Source organism: Wolbachia endosymbiont of Brugia pahangi, from assembly GCF_012030695.1.
GTDB lineage: Bacteria > Pseudomonadota > Alphaproteobacteria > Rickettsiales > Anaplasmataceae > Wolbachia.
Genome location: NZ_CP050521.1, coordinates 451009 through 471424, shown reverse-complemented (window position 1 = coordinate 471424; position 20416 = coordinate 451009). Strand labels below are relative to the sequence as shown.

At 33.6% G+C, this 20416-nt stretch carries 13 protein-coding genes and 1 pseudogene; 5 read left to right on the top strand and 9 right to left on the bottom strand.

Annotated elements, in window-relative coordinates:
• Positions 1 to 122: 122 nt before the first annotated feature.
• Positions 123 to 1307, top strand: a pseudogene (locus WBP_RS06205) (Na+/H+ antiporter NhaC family protein).
• 38 nt (positions 1308 to 1345) lie between these two features.
• On the opposite strand, the gene argS reads toward WBP_RS06205, so the two are convergent.
• From argS to WBP_RS05635, 3 genes are all read right to left on the bottom strand, one after another.
• Positions 1346 to 3043: an arginine--tRNA ligase gene (gene argS, locus WBP_RS02310; protein ID WP_167895933.1), complete on the bottom strand. Its 1698-nt coding sequence runs from the start codon at positions 3041 to 3043 to the stop codon at positions 1346 to 1348.
• Positions 3044 to 5113: 2070 nt separating this feature from the next.
• Positions 5114 to 6820, bottom strand: a complete 1707-nt coding sequence (locus tag WBP_RS02305) for an ABC transporter ATP-binding protein (protein WP_167895932.1) — start codon at positions 6818 to 6820, stop codon at positions 5114 to 5116.
• A 121-nt stretch (positions 6821 to 6941) separates the two neighbouring features.
• Positions 6942 to 7223 (bottom strand): FtsW/RodA/SpoVE family cell cycle protein, encoded by a 282-nt coding sequence (locus WBP_RS05635; protein ID WP_246166093.1) that lies wholly within the window; start codon positions 7221 to 7223, stop codon positions 6942 to 6944.
• Positions 7224 to 7668: 445 nt separating this feature from the next.
• On the opposite strand from WBP_RS05635, the gene WBP_RS02295 reads away from it, so the two are divergent.
• The 4 genes from WBP_RS02295 to WBP_RS02280 all read left to right on the top strand — a co-directional run bounded on the left by WBP_RS02295 (position 7669) and on the right by WBP_RS02280 (position 9768).
• Positions 7669 to 8010 (top strand): DUF721 domain-containing protein, encoded by a 342-nt coding sequence (locus tag WBP_RS02295; RefSeq protein WP_167895931.1) that lies wholly within the window; start codon positions 7669 to 7671, stop codon positions 8008 to 8010.
• Between the two features lie 37 nt (positions 8011 to 8047).
• Positions 8048 to 8362, top strand: a complete 315-nt coding sequence (gene rpmB, locus WBP_RS02290) for a 50S ribosomal protein L28 (protein ID WP_011256501.1) — start codon at positions 8048 to 8050, stop codon at positions 8360 to 8362.
• Complete coding sequence (lipA, locus tag WBP_RS02285; protein WP_011256502.1) at positions 8355 to 9218, top strand: lipoyl synthase; 864 nt, start codon at positions 8355 to 8357, stop codon at positions 9216 to 9218. The genes rpmB and lipA overlap by 8 nt, the downstream gene beginning before the upstream one ends.
• A 226-nt stretch (positions 9219 to 9444) precedes the next feature.
• Complete coding sequence (locus tag WBP_RS02280; protein WP_246166092.1) at positions 9445 to 9768, top strand: GTA baseplate fiber-binding domain-containing protein; 324 nt, start codon at positions 9445 to 9447, stop codon at positions 9766 to 9768.
• 525 nt (positions 9769 to 10293) lie between these two features.
• On the opposite strand, the gene WBP_RS02275 is transcribed toward WBP_RS02280, so the two are convergent.
• The 6 genes from WBP_RS02275 to WBP_RS02250 all read right to left on the bottom strand — a co-directional run bounded on the left by WBP_RS02275 (position 10294) and on the right by WBP_RS02250 (position 20184).
• Entirely contained in the window at positions 10294 to 13245 is a 2952-nt protein-coding gene (locus tag WBP_RS02275) for a YhdP family protein (protein ID WP_167895930.1), read from the bottom strand.
• The gene (rnhA, locus tag WBP_RS02270; RefSeq protein WP_041571443.1) at positions 13238 to 13675 is read right to left on the bottom strand and encodes a ribonuclease HI; all 438 of its coding nucleotides are present in this window, start codon (positions 13673 to 13675) and stop codon (positions 13238 to 13240) included. Before rnhA ends, WBP_RS02275 begins: the two co-directional genes overlap by 8 nt.
• A 193-nt stretch (positions 13676 to 13868) precedes the next feature.
• Positions 13869 to 14756, bottom strand: coding sequence for a heme o synthase (locus tag WBP_RS02265; protein ID WP_167895929.1), 888 nt, complete (start codon positions 14754 to 14756; stop codon positions 13869 to 13871).
• A gap of 1 nt (position 14757) precedes the next feature.
• The gene (gene ctaD / locus WBP_RS02260; RefSeq protein ID WP_167895928.1) at positions 14758 to 16308 is read right to left on the bottom strand and encodes a cytochrome c oxidase subunit I; all 1551 of its coding nucleotides are present in this window, start codon (positions 16306 to 16308) and stop codon (positions 14758 to 14760) included.
• 16 nt (positions 16309 to 16324) lie between these two features.
• Entirely contained in the window at positions 16325 to 17089 is a 765-nt protein-coding gene (gene coxB / locus WBP_RS02255) for a cytochrome c oxidase subunit II (protein ID WP_011256507.1), read from the bottom strand.
• Positions 17090 to 18738: 1649 nt separating this feature from the next.
• Entirely contained in the window at positions 18739 to 20184 is a 1446-nt protein-coding gene (locus tag WBP_RS02250) for an HlyD family type I secretion periplasmic adaptor subunit (protein ID WP_011256508.1), read from the bottom strand.
• Positions 20185 to 20416: the final 232 nt, after the last annotated feature.

Here is a 20416-nt window from a genome sequence, read left to right as displayed (position 1 = left end):
ATTGAATATAGAGTTCAAAACTCTGCTGTCGGTTTCCTGCATGATTAGCGAAACCCAAATATTAGTGCTTGCTTAAAAGCCCACTTAACTAGTTACACTTTCTAAGTTTTAAGTACAGTAAAATGACAGCTTTTTTTTCTCTAGTTATTTTTTATGTTGTATCTTTGAAGTGGTACTTATTTTTCCTTTATCGGAATTAGCAATCCACTTCATCAAGTTTCACCAGTAATCTACTTGTTACCAGCACTTTTTTTCTGCCATCTCCCTAGCATAAATAAGATTCAGCGCAACTTCAATTACTGTTATCGAGGGCATGGGTAATAAAAACGCTCTTACTATGTGTTTAACTTTTCTGTTTTCCAGAGCACTTTCTGCAATTACTCAATCAATTAGTAGCGCAGATACTGTTGCTAACTTAATTCTTAACTTTCTTCTAGCAAAATTACTACTGCCTGGAATATTTTTAGCCTACGCTTTTATTTCAACTGCAATTAGCAGATCTATGGAAGTTATTGCATTAATGGTACCAATAGCTGTTAACTTAGCGAAAAATGGAGCTTTTGATCTTGAAATAGGAACTGCGGCTGTGGTAGGTGATGCTGTACTTAGTGACAACCTTTCAATTATATCTGATACTACTATTGCATCTATTTCTTCACAAGGAGCTTTGGTAAGAGAAAAACTTAAAGCAAATTTAAAAGTTGCGTTTATTTCAAGCATTATAACACTTATCTACCAGCAGTTACCTCACATAGTATAGAATTTGTTCTTACATCTAATTTAGATTATTTATCAATAGCAAAAGTTATTCCCTATGTTTCTCTAATAATTATGGGTTTGTTTAAAGAGAGCACTCTAGCGACAACAACTGTAAACATAATTATTGCTGGTGTACTAGGAACAACTTTTTCTGACTATACTGTAATTTAATATTCTAATGACATACAAGGTAGTTTTAAAAAAGTAAACAAAATAACAATAGTTTGTAGCAGGTACAGCATCTATGTTTACTATTTTAGTTGCTAATAACACCATAGATATTTCACTAAGTGATAATATTACAAAAAGACTTGCACAGAAGCATAATATTGTACCGTAATGAGTGTATACTTACTGGATATTTTTACTCTACTATAAAAGACATCTTACCTTATGGTTCTCAACTATTGCTGGCAGGCAGTATAGCTTCCGTGCCACCTATTTCTTTATTAACCCAAGGTGTATATCGCTTTATTTTAGCAGTAGTTACAATAGGTAAAATAATCATCAACAGCAGGAAAGAGAGACGTTACACGGTTGCAGCTTAATACACAAGTGGGTTAGAGTTTTTTTTATATTTTTTTATTTACTTCATCTCTTCCAAAGGCTCTATGTTAAACATGGAAAGTCCAGAAGCGATGACGTGTACTAAGGCTTGTACGAGAAACATTCTTGCAGCGGTGAGGTTTGGGTTGTCCTCCAGTATGAATCGCATATTTAAATCACTCTTGCCATAACCCCATAAAATGTGAAATGCTTCTGCAACTTCAAGCAAATAGAAAGTGATTCTGTGCGGCTCAAAAAGCCTTGCTGCAGTTTCTACTACATCTGGCCACTTTGCCAAGGTTTTTATGAGGAAGAGCTCTCCATTAGTCTTTAGGAGTGAAGGATTCGCTTTTGGGAGCTCTTTTGGAGCGTTGCGCATCAATGAATGAGCACGAACGTGCGCATATTGCACATAAAAAATAGGATTGTCTTTTGATTGCTCTTTAACTTTAGTAAAATCAAAGTCAAGAACCATGTCATTCTTGCGCGTTAGCATTATAAAACGAGTAATATCCCTACCGACTTCTTCTACTACATTCCTTACTGTTAGGAAGTCTCCTGATCTTTTAGACATCCTAACGGGTTTTCCATTCTCAAAAAAATTCACAACGTTATGAAGTTTTACCTCTATTTTTGCTTGATTATCACTCAGCGCAGAGATAACCGCTTTTAACCTTTTGATGTAGCCACCATGATCACTACCGAGTGCTACTATCATATTGTTGAAACCACGTGATATCTTATCGAAATGGTAAGCAATATCTGAGGCAAAATAAGTCCAACTGCCGTCCTCTTTTTTCAGTGCACGGTCAACATCATCACCAAACTCTGTAGAACGAAATAACATCTCTTTTCTGGAAGTCCAGTTTTCACTCTCTTTACTTTTTGGTTTTTCTAGGTATCCTTCATATACTAAGCCCTTATCAGACAACAGCTTTATGCTTTTCTCGATCTTACCACTTTTTTGTAGCTCATACTCTGAAGTAAAGACATCATGACTTACTCCAAGCAAGTTCATGCCTTCCTTTATTAGTTCTAAGATAGAGCTTAAAGTGTATTCTCTAATTACTCGATTATCTTGCTTTTCTAGAAGCTCTCTGCCGTATTTTTTGGCTAGCTCCTCTCCTATTGGCTTTAAATATTCACCAGGGTATAAGCCTTTTTCAATGCTAATTTTTTCTCCTAGGGCTTCTTTATATCGTAAATACACAGACCGAACTAGCGTATCTATCTGTGCTCCGGCATCATTAATGTAGTACTCTTTAGTGACCCTATAACCAACTTTTTTTAGTAAATTTGTTAGAACATCACCAAACACTGCACCTCTTGCATGACCAATATGCAGTGGGCCAGTTGGATTTGCAGATACAAATTCAACATTGATAGCCTGGTTATTTCCAATGTTAAGAGTGCCAAACTCCGTCTTTAGCTCGTTTATTTGCTCTAAAATCCCATGCCATACTTCTATTTTTAAGTGCATATTAATGAAACCAGGGCCAGCTATTTCTACTCTTGCAATCTCATCAAACAGTGCAAATTCTTTGGCTAAAACCTCTGCAATTTCCACAGGTTTCTTCTTTTCGTGCTTTGCGAGCACCATAGCAATATTTGTGTAAATATCACCATGTGCTCTATTGCTTGGAGGCTCCACAATAAAATTTGTTACACTTGATACCCCTTGCTTCAACTTATCTAATTTGCTCAAAATCAAGGAGGAAATCCGTTTAAAAATATTCATCGATTGGAAAAACTATGAAAACCTCCAACAATATAGCGAATAAACAAGACTAATGAAAGGGTTATGTTGTGTAACTTATACAAGAACTGCTAAGAGGAAAAAGTCTACCAATAATGCCGTATTTTCTCAGACAACGGTACAGGACAACTTGTAAAGTATAAAGCACATATATTTGCAAAATGTCCTCTCTTTATCTTCGTTCACACAGTTTATCAAAATTAAACAGCTCTTTATTTGCAGTTAATAATAATCAAAATGTTGAACCTAGATCAGACATCAGTACTGGTTTATTTAAATTAAAAAATTCTGTATATCCTCCAACTTTTACTATGGGTAGCCACCTTTCCAACAATAAGATATTACCACTATATTGCCAGAATCATGGGCATGATAACATGCAGTATTATAATATAATAATATGGATCACGACAATGCTTAAAGCATAAGTTATGAGGTTTCCTCTTCGCTGCTTTCTTCTATTGTAGTCTCTAAATTCTCATCATTTTCTGGCATAAAAATCTTCTATATAATTAAAACTTTATCTCAAATTAACAGTACTAGTAGGAAAGGCAAGAAAGACTATAATCAAATGAGCTATAAAGGTTATAAGTTGATAGACAGGTGTACATAGTGCACATCCCTTCTTTTTCTTATATTCTATTTATCATATTAAGTCAACGCTGTTTGTAATCATAATATGATATTGCTCACTTCTAATTCTCTACGCACTTTTCACGTCTTTTATTACCTTCGCTTACAATTACCTGCAACAATTTGTTATCCTAAAAGTGCATCTGCACTAGAACCAAATGCTGCAGCATCTAGACCATCAGATACTCCTTCAGTTCTGCAACTTCTATTATCCTAGTTCCTATTTTTCTACTTTCACCTCGAGTTTAATATGTTGGTATATTTAGCACTACTGTGTACCAAAGTCGTGAGCATGACACCATGCTATATCACGATGATTACTGTGATATGGGTTACAATAATGTTTGAAATATGGGTTATGATCACCTTAGAATGGAATATGATGATGTTTGGAAGATGTGTGTAAATTATGATGCGGTAATTGCCTGCAGGGAAAATTTTTTCGTGGTCATGTAATCCCTATCAAAGTAAGGTCTATTGTCAAATCTATCAAATATGTATAATGGTTTACAATTTGAGAAATAAGGTTTATCTATACCATGGGAATAAGCATCGTATAGTTGTAAAACTGAATAACAAGTCATAAAAATCCTTAAAAAATGACTATTAGATTATTATAGGATAAAATAATTAATAATTTTATAACATGAAGACTAAATTAGCATATCTGAGATCATTAATTTGCAATACGTTTTAAAATACGATATTGACAGTGATGCAGCTAAGCAATATATGCTTAGCAAAGTCGCTTCATAGCTAGAAGATTTGTTTATGCCGCATTAACAATTGTAGGCAAACCAGCCGTTGCATAAGTAGCAGATATTGGAGTTCAGAGGTTTTGTTGCAAAAAAATGATAAGACTTCAAAGAGAAATTGTAAGTATGGTTAGATTAATTGTGCTGCTAAAATGAGTTGTGGGTGAAGTTGTCATGTAGATAGCTCTTGCTTATGAAATTTCTTTAAATTAAGAGAAATATAGGATTAGTGAACATTATTCAAATAATGTCCATATGCTCTTAGAAAGGCTTAGGGCACGTATATGCTAAAGCAGCATTATATGTGTGGTAAGTTGTTTAAAACAATCTTTTAGTAAAGAGGTCATAATACATCACAAGGATTGTGATATATGTCATGTAAATTATGACATGAGTTAATAGCATAAGGTGTGTACGTAGGCGTACAAGATGTATGCATTGGAAAAAACTGGTAATGGTAAGTAAGAAGTCATACATTATTGTCTTAGTAAAAAAGCATGGGTATAAATTATAATAGTCTTTAAAAAAATAATATTAAGTTATTATAAGTTAAAATAGTTAATAGTTCAATAACTTTATTCTAAATTTAGAATATCTATCCAATTGACAACAGTATGATTTGAATTTTTTTTGATTTGTATGGTACTTTAATAGGTCACGCCTACTATATTTTCGTTAGTTTCGCATACAATCCACCTTTACTCATTAAAAAGTCATGAGTTCCTACTTCTTCTACTTTCCCATGATTGACTACTATAACCTTGTCAGTTTTGAGTGCGGTTGATAACCTATGTGTAATCATGATTGTTGTTCTGTTTTGCATTAATTTACTCAGTGCCTTTTGTACAAGGTTTTCACTTTTATAATCAAGAGCAGAAGTTGCTTCATCCAGTATCAAAATCTGGGGGTTTTTTAGTATGGCCCTTGCTATTATAATGCGTTGCTTTTGTCCTTCGGAAAGTTTTAATCCTCTTTTTCCTACAAATGTGTCAAATTTATCAGGTAGCTTTTCAATAAACTCCATCGCATAAGCACTAATAGCTGCTTGCCTCACTTCCTCATATTCAGCACCTGGTTTACCATACAGTATATTTTCCATTATTGAACACGAAAATATAATATGATCTTGTGGCACCAAACCAAACAATGATCTAAGGTTACTTAAAGCAATTGATTTAACGTTATACCCATCGATAGTAATACTGCCTTTGCTTGGATCATGAAAACGGAGCAGGAGCTTTAAAATGGTGCTCTTACCACTGCCAGATGGGCCAATGATTGATACCGCTTGGCCTGTCTCTATAGAAAATGATACATTATCTAGCGCTGGCTTATCAGGTTGAGATTCATAAAAAAATGTTACGCCATTAAAGGAAATTCCTTTTTTAACACCACAAATTTTTATAGGATTATCGACATCCATTATAGAGCTTTTCATATTTTTAAATTCAAACAAACGCTCTACTATTCCAAAGCCTCGCTGTAGATCACTGATGTTATCACTCAAATTGTTTACAGTTCCTGCTGCAAGTGCTGAGTAAAACACGAATGAAGATAGTTCTCCAACAGTTATATTATTACTTAAGACTTCTTTAATACCGAAAAACAGCAAAATTACTAGTGAGCCTATCACACACGCGATAACCAAGGTTACTAAAATAGCGCGCAAGAATACTAATTTTACATATGATTTTGACACTGAATCTAGATGCTCCTTAAAACGGATTTTTTCGTTTTCTTCCAATACAAATGATTTTATAGTTACTATAGACCTGAAATTTTCTTCACTAAATGATGCAAGCTCACTTAGCTTATTCTGAGCAAAGCGTGCATAATTGCGCACTTTCTTCCCAAGTGAAGTCATGATAATAAGTAGCATTGGTATTATTGCAGCAGCATATGTAGTTAAATGTAGGTTTGTATATAGTAGCATGGCAACACTACCAATCAAAATTATAAAATTTCGTAATATGGTTAGTAAGCTGCTATTCATTATTGATTGCAGCACAGAGGTATCAGTAATTAGTGCTGAGATGACATCTTGAACACTTGTATTCTCAAAGAAACTTGGTTGCAAATCAGTAATATTTCCATATAAGTCATATCTTATTCTTGCAATAACTTTCTCGCTGCCAATCCCAATGAAATACAATCTAATAAATGCAGTGAGAGAAATGGCTAAAACTATAAATATAGTAACTAATAGCTTAGTGGTAAAGTTGTGCTCTGCACCAGAATCAATTATGTTACTCAAGCCTCTGCCAAAAAGGAGAATCGTTAAAGCTGAAGATAAAACTGCAATAAAAGCTATGATGAAATAATGCAGATTAGGTTTTATGTAATAAAATAATTGCCTGATATTAGATCGCATCTTATTTTGAAGTTTCTGAAGTTAAGTATATGGATTTTGGTTTCAGGAGAAAGAGGAAAGGTATAGTATAAAGGAACTAGTCTGTAGCGTGTCTTTTAAAAAGAAATACGCTCACGAAGATTTAATATGATAGTCTGGTTTCTACTAAAGACAGCATTATGCCAAGTGCAATGCTCGAAGATAAAAAAGAAGAGCCGCCATAGCTAAGTAGCGGCAAAGTTATGCTAGTGGTTAGAACAATGTTCAACGTTACCCCTATGTTTATTATAAATTGTGTAATAAGTTGAATTGAGATATCCAAAACTACCAGCAGATTAAATAGTTCATTTCCTTTATATGCAAAGTAAAGCAAGCGAGTAGAAATGATGCCGAATAACATCAATGTGGCTAAATACATAGTCAAATCAAACTCCTCTGCTAAAACAGAGAATACAAAATCTGCGTGACAATCAGGGAGAAAGATCCTTACGTTGCCTTCATCTCAGGACCAACACCAGTTAACTGACCTTTTTTGAATGCTTCCAATGACTTTATAACTTGAAAATTATCGTGCTGTGCAAATGAGGAGAAAGCTGCGAATCCTTTGCTTTATATGTGGAAAACATAAGTAGGATGTTGTAATTCCAGTTGTGACTATTCCTGCTATACATGAAAAGTATAAAAGTGGTACACATGCAATAAATATTTGACTAATAAAAGAATACACTAAAAGCACAGACATACTGAAACCAGGTTGCAAAAGTACAACGTGAAGACTAGCATGAATATTATAATTGACATGTATACTTTAAACTTTATTTTACTGGCAAAGATACTAACCATGGAGAAATCTAGTTCATAGTGAAAAAATGCTTAAACGCAATGGCCCGAAAAAATTAAAGTCTATAGTAGAAAGTTATGCATTGAAATGCATAAAGAATAGAATAAGCAGAAATGAAATACGTCTTATTTTAAACTGGAAGAATATAGTTGGAACAGAAATAGCAGAATGTACAAAACCGAAAAAGATCTCATATGCACAAAATATAAATTCAGGTGTATTGCATCTGGTGGTAATAAATGGTAGTAAAGCATTGGAAATTCAGCATATGGTCTCTCTTATGATAGAGAAAATCACGATATTTTTTGGCTACAAAGCAGTATATGGTATAAAAATTAAGCAAGAGAGTATTGACTATTTCACTATATAAGGTAACCTAAATACATAGAATAACTTGGTATATCAAAGTGAGTAGAGTTTGCGAATTAACAAATAGAAAGAAATCTTTTGGTAATAAGGTATCACATTCAAATCGTAAAGCAAAACGCATCTTTCTTTTAAATTTACATAATGTTACATTGATAAGTAATATATTGAATAAAAAATTTAAGTTTCGTGTAGCAATAAGGACTTTAAGGACTATAGATTATAAAGGTAATCTTGACGCTTTTTTGCTCAATACAAGAACAGTTAAACTAAGCAAAAAAGCACAAAAAATAAAAAGAAAGTTGAAGAAAGTTTTAGCAAAACAAGAGGTAGAATTAGGCATCTCAGATGCATAGCAAGCCTCCATGGCTCAGAGCAAAAGCTCCGACTGGTGAAATATTCAATGAGACCTTAAATACTGTTAAACTGCATGGTCTACATACAGTGTGCGAAGAGGCTGCATGTCCAAATATTGGTGAATGTTGGAACAAACGTCATGCTACTGTGATGATTCTTGGTTCTGTTTGTACTCGTGCTTGTGCATTTTGCAACGTTGCAACTGGTATCCCTAATAAGTTAGATCCTCACGAACCAGAAAATTTAGCAAAAGCAATAAAAAAGTTAAACTTAAAATATGTTGTCATTACCTCCGTCGACCGTGATGATTTACCAGATGGCGGAGCAAGTCAGTTTATAAAGTGTATAGAAGAAATTAGAAAAATAACTCCAGAAACAACAGTAGAAATTTTAACTCCTGATTTTTTAAATAAGAAAGGAGCGTTTGAAGCAATCGCTGTTGCGTCACCTGATGTCTATAACCACAATATTGAAATGGTGCCAAGATTATATGCAAGAATAAGACCGCGTGCTCGTTATTTTCATTCACTATATTTGTTGAAAATGGTGAAGCAAATTAATCCTAAACTCCTCACAAAGTCAGGGCTCATGGTTGGTCTTGGAGAAACGAAAGAAGAAGTACTTCAAGTTATGGACGATTTACGAAGTGCTGAAGTTGACTTTATCACAATCGGTCAATATCTTCAACCAACTCCAAAGCATGCAAAAATTGATAGGTATGTTACCCCAGAAGAATTTGAACATTATAAATATATTGCTTATTCTAAAGGTTTCTTAGTGGTTGCATCTAGTCCACTAACTAGATCATCATACCATGCTGAAGAGGATTTTAATAGGCTCAAGGCTTGTCGTTAATACTAGATTTCTTCAAGATCTGAAACACGATTGTGTAAATCATATGTAGTTAAGTTAAGCAAGGTTGAAGAATTGAGAGATAAGCTTCAAGTTAAAGCGGCAGATTTAAGCTAGTAAGGCTAGTAGATTATAGGTCTTTAAAAGTTGTTTTTTTACTTTTTTATGAATCCTGAGCGCAAGATGCACTTGTTTCACTTACCACTTTTAGCGGTTTATCACCTAAACTATGTTCCACTTTTGTCTCACATTACGTTTTGGTAAGCTACCAGACACGAGTCTAATTGCAAATTCAAATCTAGCACTAATTGGAAAAGAGGTGGTAGGATTCCAAAGTGCTGAACTTGCAGATAAAAATAAATATAAGATGAGTAACCTAATTAGAGGGCAAGAAGGTACCGAAGAATATGAGTATACTGCAGGTGAGAAACTCACCCTGCTTGATGATTCAATAGTACCTTTTTTGAAGCTACCAAGGGGAAAAGAATTTTACCTTAAAGCAGTTACTTATGGTGATTCATTGTGCAATACGTGGGCAAAGGCATTTCTATAGTAATTAAAATTTAACAAATATATATTTAAATTAGTATTAATGATAGAGGTATGACATATTAAAGAAAATATTTAGTAAGTTAAAAGGTAAAGTGAGGAAGTATTAGTATACTAATCTAAGGCCTACAGAAGAAACGCTCAATTTTGGTTATAAACACATAAGGACCTAGATATTGATTTTAACAGCGAATATAAATTTGCTCATAATCCTATTATTAATGGAAAGATAATAACTAACAACTTTATTAAAAATCTATATTCAAAATATGAAAATCTAACTCCTATATAACCAATACTACTTACTTGAACGGACATGCTTTCAAATTTGTCTTTGTGATTCTTATAGTACATTTTTTCTCACTATCTGAAATAGCTATAATATTGCTTGGTGTAAGCCACACATATTTTAGCAGTACATTTGCCTTGGCAGTTCATCATATTTGACGTCAATTGGATAGCCAAAATAGAGAATTATCCTGAAATTCTTGCCATTTTTGATCTTGCAGAGAAGTAGCTTTCCCTTTGGTTACACCGAGCTAAACTTCTTCTTCATACCACCTTTCAAACTGTTGGTAATAGCTTCGTTAGCCTTGGTCATAGCGCGATCAAATACTCCCAACAACCTCTTTAATAAGCTTGGAGTTAGCGAAGAGATAAAATTAACAAATATATTACTATTTTTATCATCTCCGCTTGCTTTGTAGTCTATCGAAATAATTCCCCTACTTTTCCCGCCAGTTAGAAGTTTCCCAACTATAGGAATTTTTAACAGAGACTTATTAATCGAATATGCCGGTATTACTTGTCCTTCAACTTGAAATTTATAACCTCTAATATCAAGCTTGCCACTAGTGCTAATACCTAACTCCGCTCCTTCAAGCCAAGATTCTTCAATTTCAACAGTACCATCTTTATGTGAAAAAGGCGCGTTATACTTATAAAAGTATACACCTTCATTCTTTATAGTATTCACAATCCCAGGAAGCGAAGACATCGATAATAAAGTAGTGAGTAGTGGAGCATCTTTAATATAGAAATTACCAATAGATAGCATACCATAATGTTCTCCACTTTCCCTCTGAGGAGATAGGTAAAAAGATAATTTACCATTTTTGACTGATTTACTAATGCCTAAAGAACGCAAAAGCATGCCTGAATTATCCGCATGTATTTCCAGTCCTATTTCACTGTACTCTGCTAGTATATTACTGTTATCTTCTAGAAACTGCCCTGTAAATTGACTTCCATTGCAATTACCTTTAGTGCAGCTTATATTTAAGATAGCATCTTTTATAACAATGCCTTCCTTCATAATTACATTGTCAACATTCATACTAACTTTCACATTATTGCTTAATCCACTATCATTTTTGCCAAGTAAATCTAAAACATCACTTAAGTTAATTTTCTCACCACAAACGTTTATGATATTTTTTCCCTTACTTGACTTAATTTCTATACTAAGATCATTATTAGGCAACTTAAAGCTACTAGTATTTAAATACAAATCCCCATTTTCTACTCTTCCGCTAAATTTTATATCTAAATCGCTCCCTATAACATCTAACCTGTCTATTAACAACTTATTGGCCCCTTTTAACTTCACAGAGAACAAAATTTTATTGTGATCCTCAAAACGATTTTTCCACCCTAAATAACTTGAACGCAATTCAAACTCTGATAAATCTACATTACCATTAACATATCCAGTCTTATCTTGATTTATCACTGATTCTATATTCGCATTGAAGTAACCACTATTGAAATTAAGTATTTGAGCAGGTAAATCTCCGGTCAAATTCCAGGTAAAACTTTCATTTTTGTTGCTACTTTTTAGGTCAAATAGCAGCTGTGTATTATTTACTATACCACTACCATTCAGATCTATAAAGTCACTGCCAAAATCAAGCTTAATATCATACCTACCAAGATTTGCATCATAGATAACTAGATTGTCAATTTCAGAATGAAATTTGGCAGAAAAGTTCACTTCTTTATCATCGGCGTTTATATTAAAGACGCGAAAATTGAATACAGATTTTGCTGCTCCCCCTATTTTGTTCTTTTCAACCTTAATCACATCATCCAGCTTAAATTTTATAGGCTCATACAATCCATAAGCATCACTTACAGCTTGGCCATTAATGGTTAAAACTGAATCTTCCCTGTCAAGAGAATTCATTTCAATATTACAACCATTAATAGTAAAATTCTGAAACTTAGCGCTATTTACAGTAATTTTGAGACTGTCATTCTTAAGAACCAAGTCACCGCTTAATTCCCTTACTTGCTCAAAATCTTCATCAAATTTTACGCTGCCATTTTCTATATCAGCAACTACAATGACGTCTGACAGATCATTATTAATCAAATTGTTAATTTTGCCATTAAAACTTACAATTACATTTAAAATGTTTCCATCAATGTTATCACAATACCAGCTTTTAAATTCACTATTTATTATGTAATCTGGTACGTAAGTGCATAAATCCTTTGCAGCAAATTTACTAATATTAACTCTAAACAAAGCATGATTTGCACTAAAGTTCATCTTGCCCATTAAAGAGAGATACGTACCATTTAGATTAAAATGAAAGTTTTTTACACCAATGACCCCATCACTATATGTTAAATTTATATTCACATTAGTTATGGCTAAGTTTTTATTCACACGATTTTCTGTATTTAAAATATATACATTCCCATCTATAATCTCATTCTTTCCACTAATTCTCATCGAGAAGTTTCCCTTAAACCCTATATTTTTGCCTAAATTGTAATTTTTAATTAACGTGGAAAACTCACTAAATAGTTTCAATTTTAGGTTATAAAATATCCCATACACATTTAGCAAACCGTTGCGATTTTTTATCGTAATAGACAAATCATCCAAAAACCCCTTTTCATCTTTTGTATGAACACGAATATCTAAAACATTAAAATCTTCCCTTTTCCCTATATATAATTCATCAATAAATAATTCACCTTCCGTGCTTTTATTGATCGCAATGTTAGTAATTTCAATCCTCGAACCTGTATTTAAGTCAAAAAAGAATTCCCTTACTGCTTTTAAAGAATTTTTCAAATCAAAATCAACCACTTTAAAACCAGCTTTTTCCTGATTGACATACGCACACACACTATCAGCTAGAACTTGAGAAATTTTTACATTAGCTCTAAACAGGGAGCTTAATTTGAAATGTACAAAAAGATTAGGAGCTTCTATAATAAAACCAGAATTTACTATTTTCAAATTTGTAATAACCAAATAGGGGTCCTTGCCGTCTTTCTGCAAAATAACTGAAGTACTCCCAATATCAACATCTGAGTTGGCAAATGTTTTCGATATTTTACTCTTTACATAAAAATTGATATAACTAATATTGATTTCTAAAGGACTTTCACCTTTAAAAAAAATAAAGAAGTAGAATATCAACAATAAAGCTATAGAAAATGATATAATAATCTTTTTAAGCATCGATTATCGCTTTTCTTGCTAAATTATTAGCCTCCTCATTATGTTTATCACCATTGTGAGCTTTAACCCACTTCCAATTAATTTTGTGTTGTGAAGCAATATTATCCAATTCTTTCCACAACTCTATATTTTTTACTGATCTTTTACTACTTGTCTTCCAGCCATTTACTTTCCACTTACTTACCCACTCTGTTATACCAGATTTAACATAGAGGCTATCCGTATACAAATTAATATTACAAGAAAATTTTAACGCCTTTAGTCCATTGATCACTGCTGTTAACTCCATCTTATTGCTTGTAGTATTTTCTTCTCTACCATAAACATCTTTTCTATAATCTTGAAATAATATAATAGCCGCCCATCCCCCTGTGCCAGGATTACCAGAACATGCTCCATCCATGTATATTGTTACTTCCTTTCTATTCACCTTTAACCATAACAAATTAATAAAGTATATAATTGCTCCTATGAAAGTACAATTTTAATGAAACCTATAGATGCACAGGCAGTTTAAGCTGCACCTTTAAATTTTATTATAGAAACAAAGAAAAGTGCTACAATGAGCGTTATTAGAAGAAAAAGTAAAAAATAGTTTTTATATTTCTGCTGTTCTTTCATAGTTAAAACAAATCAATAGAACACAAAATAATACTAGCAAACAGAAAAAATAGATAAGAGATTGAGTAAGAAAACATTCTTTTCTGTGAGCTGTGATCCTTCAACTTCATAATAGACACAGCATGCCAAATAAAAATGCAACCTCCAAAGATTGCCATACCTAAATAAAATAGAGCCCTTTTCAAGAATAGAGCTGGAAGTAAGCTAGTTAACACCAGCAACACACTATAAACTAATATATATTTTCTTGTTTTCTCTGGGCCGTAAACAATATTGAACATTGGAACTGATGCTTTCTCATAGTCTTCAGACTTATTCAAAGACAAGGCCCAAAAGTGTGGTGGAGTCCACATAAAAATTATTAAGAATAGAACAAAACCCCTCCAACTCACAGAATCAGTCACAACTGCCCAGCCAATTACTGGAGGAAAAGCACCTGATGCACCACCGATAACGATATTCTGCGGAGTACGCCTTTTGAGCCAAATCGTATATATGAAAATGTAAAATAATATGCCAATTGCAAGCAAAATAGCAGAAATATAGTTTACTGCTATTGCCATAATAAATACTGATAATACCCCAATGGTTACACCAAATTCAAGTGCACTTTCCGCAGAAACCCTACCAGAGGGTATAGGACGAGCTTTTGTCCTCTTCATGAGCAGATCTATGTCCCTATCATACCACATATTTATAGCACCTGCAGATCCTGAGCCAAGAGCAATACATATAAGGGATATTAGTGCCAGAAAAGGGTGAATACTACCTGGAGCAGCAACCATTCCAGCAACTGCAGTAAATACTACAAGGTACATTATCCTTGGCTTCAGCAAACGCCAAAAATCCAGTACTGTCGATTCAACGTTTAACAAAGTATTTGCGTGCATTCTATTTTATCACTGGTGGTTTTTCGAAAGCATGAAAAGGCGGTGGTGAAGATATTGTCCACTCCAAAGTATCACCTCCCCAAGGACTATTTCCAACTTCCTTACCCCATTTGAAGAGGTGTATAACTATAAACACGAAAAACATAACTGAAGTAAAGGACATGTATGAACCAATTGAGGATATGTAATTCCAAGGTATGAACGCATCAGGATAATCAGGTATACGTCTTGGCATGCCAGCTAACCCCAGAAAATGCTGAGGTAAAAAAGTGATATTGGTACCAATAAAAGTAAGCCAAAAGTGTATTTTCCCCAGGCATTCATTATATTGTTTACCTGACATTTTGCCTATCCAATAATAAAAGCCAGCAAAAGCTCCGAATAAAGCAGCCAGCGACATGACATAATGAAAATGAGCAACAACATAATAGGTATCGTGCAAAAGCTTATCTATTCCACCATGAGACAGAATTATTCCGGTTATACCGCCACCAACAAACATGAAAATAAAACCCAGTGCAAAAAGCATAGGTGTTTTAAACTCAATTGCTCCACCCCACATAGTTGCAATCCAGCTAAAGACTTTCACGCCAGTTATAACACCGATAAAAATTGTAGTGGTGCTAAAAAATATAGCAGCATCTTCACTAAGCCCAACAGTGAACATATGATGAGCCCAAACCATGAAGCCAAATATTGTTATACCTATCATAACATAAACCATTCCCATATAACCAAATACAGGCCTATGAGAAAAAGTTGACACAACCTGGCTTATGATGCCAAATGCAGGAAAAATAATTATGTAAACTTCAGGATGACCAAAAAACCAAAATAGATGCTGAAATAACACAGGATCACCACCACCAGCAGGATCAAAAAAGGAAGTACCAATATTGCGATCAGTAAGCAGCATAGTGATAGCACCAGCAAGCACTGGTAAGGCGACAATTAGCATGAATGACGTTAACAAGATAGACCAAACAAACAATGGCATCTTAGTTAATGACATTCCTTTTGTACGCATGTTAAATATAGTAACTATAAAGTTGATCGCTCCAACAACCGACGACACACCAGCAACATGAAGTGCAAATATAGCAAGGTCAACTCCTGCACTTGGATGGGACATGACTTGTGATAAAGGTGGGTATAAAGTCCAACCTGTTCCAGGACCCTCACCAACAAACACTGAAAGGATAAGCAAAATAAAAGATGATACTAATAACCAAAAACTTAAATTATTCATACGAGGAAATGCCATATCTGGTGCACCAATCATAAGAGGCACAAACCAATTACCAAATCCACCTATTAGAGCTGGCATTATCATAAAAAACACCATTATCAACGCATGTCCTGTAACCATTACGTTATATAATTGGTAGTTGTTGTTGAATATATTAATGTGCATTAGCTGAGTGCGAATAACTACAGATAATAATCCACCAATGATTCCAGATAATATGGAAAAAATGATATACAGAGTTCCTATGTCTTTATGATTAGTAGAAAATAGCCAACGTCTTATACCTTTTGGTATGTCACTCATAATCTGTACCACAAATTTAACTTACTAATTTTTTATTTTCAATCCACTTATTAAAATCTTCCTTGCTTACTGCTTCAATAACAATTGGCATAAATCCATGACCTTGACCGCACAATTCATAGCATTGCCCATAATAAACACCAGGTTTTTTGACGTTAAACCATGCTTCATTAAGCCTACCTGGTATTGCATCGATTTTTATGCCGAAAGCTGGTACTCCCCAGCTGTGTATCACATCTCCTGCCGTCACTTGCAAACGAACGTTAGTATTAACTGGCAAAACTACGTTATTATCAACAGAAAATAGCTTCAAATCTCCTTTGACAAAATCATCTTTTTCCTTAATATAGCTATCAAACGACACACCTTGATATTCCGGATATCGATAGCTCCAATACCATTGATGACCAATAACTTTTAGTGTTATGTCAGCCTTCGGTATTTTTTCCTGTAGCTTAAGTAATTTAGCATTCTCAAAAGCCAATATACCAACAATAATCGTTGGTATAACAAACCAAACAATTTCTAAAAGAATACTATGATGAGTTTTACTTATATTTGTTACTTTGCTTTTACGAAAGCGAAACATTACATAAGCTAGTAATGCCCATACAAAAAGCATTATTGTAACCATCACACTCATCACAAACAAATGTGACTTAACTATAACCTCCATTATCTCAGTTGCAGGGGCAGGAAACCCAAATTGCCAAGAAGTAGGAGCAGAGGCAACTGATATGCCTGAATAAAACATTATCAACAGTGCTAATAACTTCACCATATTTGTTTACTGTAAAACTAAGTGACATACTGTATAATAGTATATATAAACTTACTATGCAAACAGAGATTAGTGATGGCTAATAATTTTTTAGCATTCAATAGCTATAATAACACAATACTAATTTGAGGAAAAAAGCATTTACATGAATCTATTTTAGGTTAAAATATTATAATATTTTAAATTAAGTATTTACTTTAAGTAAATTCTATAATAAGTTTAATAGTGTCTGTTACTGCTAATAACCCTCTAGCCTCACACCTAAAAGCAGTAACAGACACTATTAAACTTTATAGAAAATAATCATAGAACGTACTATATATCAATACAAAATTTTCTTATTCAGCATTGTTTCTATTATTTTAAAGAGTTGAAACACTGAAACTTTAAGCAAATGCGTTGCAGCTTTGTTTCAGTAGTAATTTAAACACATTCAGGACATTTCTTTATTTTGTAGGACATGTATAGTTTCTGATCATGATTTTTGTATAATCATGCAAATTTAGATTTTCTGAGCGCTGTATTTTTTTAAGACAACAAGCAAGGGTGTATAACCATGTGGATCTTAGCTTGTAATATTGCTCCACTCCTTTCCTTATGAACATATTAATAGCATCTTTATTTCCTCCAATAGCAACTGTGTTAAAGCTAAAGCAATATCTTCTTCTGTACTTGCCTTTATATACTTCTTAAATATATTATTTTCTTCATGAAGCGCAGCAAAAAATAGTGTTAACAGCTAAGTAATTTCCTACATCACCACGATCTGGAATGCAAACTATGAAATCCTAAAAATTACGACAAATACGCACCTATTTCTTCAAATTTCTTAGCGTAAGAACATACTCCATAATATTTTTTTATTAACTCAAAGCTACCCTTCTAGGTCACTATCACTTATTAGTATAATTACCTTTTCTTTAATTGAATACGTGGCAATTATGTAGCGCTGGGTTCACTATAAATATACAGTGCTACATATTGTTGATATTAGACTTCTTACATAACCTAAACTAAAGGGTAGCTGCAGTATTTATGCCCTTTTTAGGTTTTTTTATTCTGAATGCTATCTACTTTTTTGCAACTAGTCCTTAGCCATAAATATTTAAGAAATTCACTAAATAGCACCGAACAGAAGCAATCTGTCAAATCAGGAAGAAATTCCTTAATTTAAGTTTTTAGTAATTTTTTAGTATAGTTGATAGTAAAAGTGCATTAGATGCATATCATAGAAGATAAAAAAACAACTAGGAACCCCAAAGGCAATTGCTGCTACTGTAAGAAAGTTACTAGGCAGAAAAAAAAGGCAAAAGATATTCCGTGTAGATAGCGTTTACTCTCTAATCCTGCAAATTGGCATATTATACTATCTTAAACGCTTTATAAGCGAGTTTCAGCCTATATAGGTAAAAAATCTAAAAATGTTGTGAAGACATAAGGTACATGTAGTGCAAAAAATTAAACATAAGACGCCAACTACATAATACTTTGTCATTTAATCTGCACAGATTGAAGATAGCTGAACATCTTTAGGGCTATGGGGACTGGCAAGGCTTGTTAAGTAATTTCTTCGTTTCTATATGTCAACGTGCTGTCAAAAGTTCAGAAGTTTACTATGAAAAAAAGTCCTCTCAGCTTTAATGAATTAGCTACCTTTCTATAAAAGACCTATCGACTGTTGCAATTATAGGCATAAATAAGAACGATAAGAGAGTACGGGATTGAGTAACTATATACACCTCAGCTGGCATACCAGGATACAGGTACACATTTTTAAACTGGACAAGCTCTGACTTTGGTATCACTACACGCACTGAATAATAACGTCCTAATCTTGGATCGTCGAGAGCATCAGGAGAAATGTGGCTTACTATACCATTAATTAAGCTTAAACGACGTGAACTGTAAGCACTTAACCGAACTTTAACCTTCAGCCCTTTTAAACCGTCAATAGAGACTATATTACTATCTTTTTTTTGTGCAGAAATTATCTCCTCTATATTTCTAGTCTGGATTTTGGCGTCTATTATTAAGTCATCATTTGATGGCACTATACTCATAATCGGAACACCAGACTGTATTACACCACCTTCTGTATGGTACCTTATATCTGTGACTATTCCATCTTGAGGCGATCTAATTACTGTACGCGCTAATGCATCTTCTGCAACCATTAGTCTTTCTTTCAAATCAGCAATAGATGTGTCAACTTCTTTAAGTTCAGTATTTGCTCTTTCCTGAGAATCATTTTTTACATTTATAATTTCTAATTCGTTCTCTCCAATTTTTTGCTGCACTTGAGATATTGCAGCACGGTAATAACCGACTTTACCTTCAATTTCGGCAAACTGTTTTTCTAAAGCTAAAATGTGCGGTTTGCCTATGTGACCATTGATAAGAAGCTTTCTTTTTGTTTCCAGTTCCTCAGCTATTAAATTATATTGTTTGAATACTGCACCCAACTGAGAATTTAGTCCCACTAACTCATTATGCAACTGCTTTATACGTTGTTGCAGTATGTCAGTTTTCCCTAATATACTCTTGCGCTGAGAGTTTAACAATTTTATCTGATTTTTCATCACTTTATTTGCAAGTTCATCATTGGATAATTTTTTAACTTCATCAGGAAATTCAACTGTGTCAAAATCTCCCCTAATCGCAATAAGTCTTGCTTCAGTTACCAAAAGTGATAAGAGTTTTTCTTTGATTATGCTTAAATTTGCCCTCTCATTAACATCACTTAACAAAACTAAAGGCTCACCTTTTTTAACTACCTGGCCCTCTTTGACCAAAATTTTGCTTATTATTCCCCCACCTAAGTGTTGAATTACCTTCCTATTTGAAGATACAATCACCTCTCCACTTGCATGCACTGCCCCATCAATTGGAGCTACAGCCGACCAAATACCGCCTATTCCAAAAAAGATGAGTATCACTGCTAAACCAAAAAATAGAGGCCCCCATGTTACCCTCAGGACCTCATTTACATTATTACCCTCACGCTTTAAAATAAAATTTACCATTGCATCAATTAATGCAAATGTTTTATCTAAAAATTTTGGATACTTCTTTTTTTTATTTTTTGTTCCTTGCATGCTTACGTTATCACTATGGCCAAGTAGACCTGTAAAAAAACAGCACTAAAATTTTTTAACTTACTTATCATATACTACTGCAAACTTGCGTTAACGCAAGATAACACATAAAAACAAAGGATCCATGACTTAAGTACTTAATTTAGGCCGTGTAACATCAGAATAAACCATTTAGTAACAATTCCTGTGTTGTATTTTGATCAACTTAAGCTTTTGCGGATATCTAAGCTGC

What these genes read in the sequence shown, in the direction of transcription:
- argS (WP_167895933.1), bottom strand. Translation starts at nt 3,043, where the DNA reads ATGAATATTTTTAAACGGATTTCCTCCTTGATTTTGAGCAAATTAGAT.
- WBP_RS02305 (WP_167895932.1), bottom strand. Translation starts at nt 6,820, where the DNA reads ATGCGATCTAATATCAGGCAATTATTTTATTACATAAAACCTAATCTG.
- WBP_RS02295 (WP_167895931.1), top strand. Translation starts at nt 7,669, where the DNA reads ATGCTTAAACGCAATGGCCCGAAAAAATTAAAGTCTATAGTAGAAAGT.
- lipA (WP_011256502.1), top strand. Translation starts at nt 8,355, where the DNA reads ATGCATAGCAAGCCTCCATGGCTCAGAGCAAAAGCTCCGACTGGTGAA.
- WBP_RS02280 (WP_246166092.1), top strand. Translation starts at nt 9,445, where the DNA reads ATGTTCCACTTTTGTCTCACATTACGTTTTGGTAAGCTACCAGACACG.
- WBP_RS02275 (WP_167895930.1), bottom strand. Translation starts at nt 13,245, where the DNA reads ATGCTTAAAAAGATTATTATATCATTTTCTATAGCTTTATTGTTGATA.
- WBP_RS02265 (WP_167895929.1), bottom strand. Translation starts at nt 14,756, where the DNA reads ATGCACGCAAATACTTTGTTAAACGTTGAATCGACAGTACTGGATTTT.
- ctaD (WP_167895928.1), bottom strand. Translation starts at nt 16,308, where the DNA reads ATGAGTGACATACCAAAAGGTATAAGACGTTGGCTATTTTCTACTAAT.
- coxB (WP_011256507.1), bottom strand. Translation starts at nt 17,089, where the DNA reads ATGGTGAAGTTATTAGCACTGTTGATAATGTTTTATTCAGGCATATCA.
- WBP_RS02250 (WP_011256508.1), bottom strand. Translation starts at nt 20,184, where the DNA reads ATGCAAGGAACAAAAAATAAAAAAAAGAAGTATCCAAAATTTTTAGAT.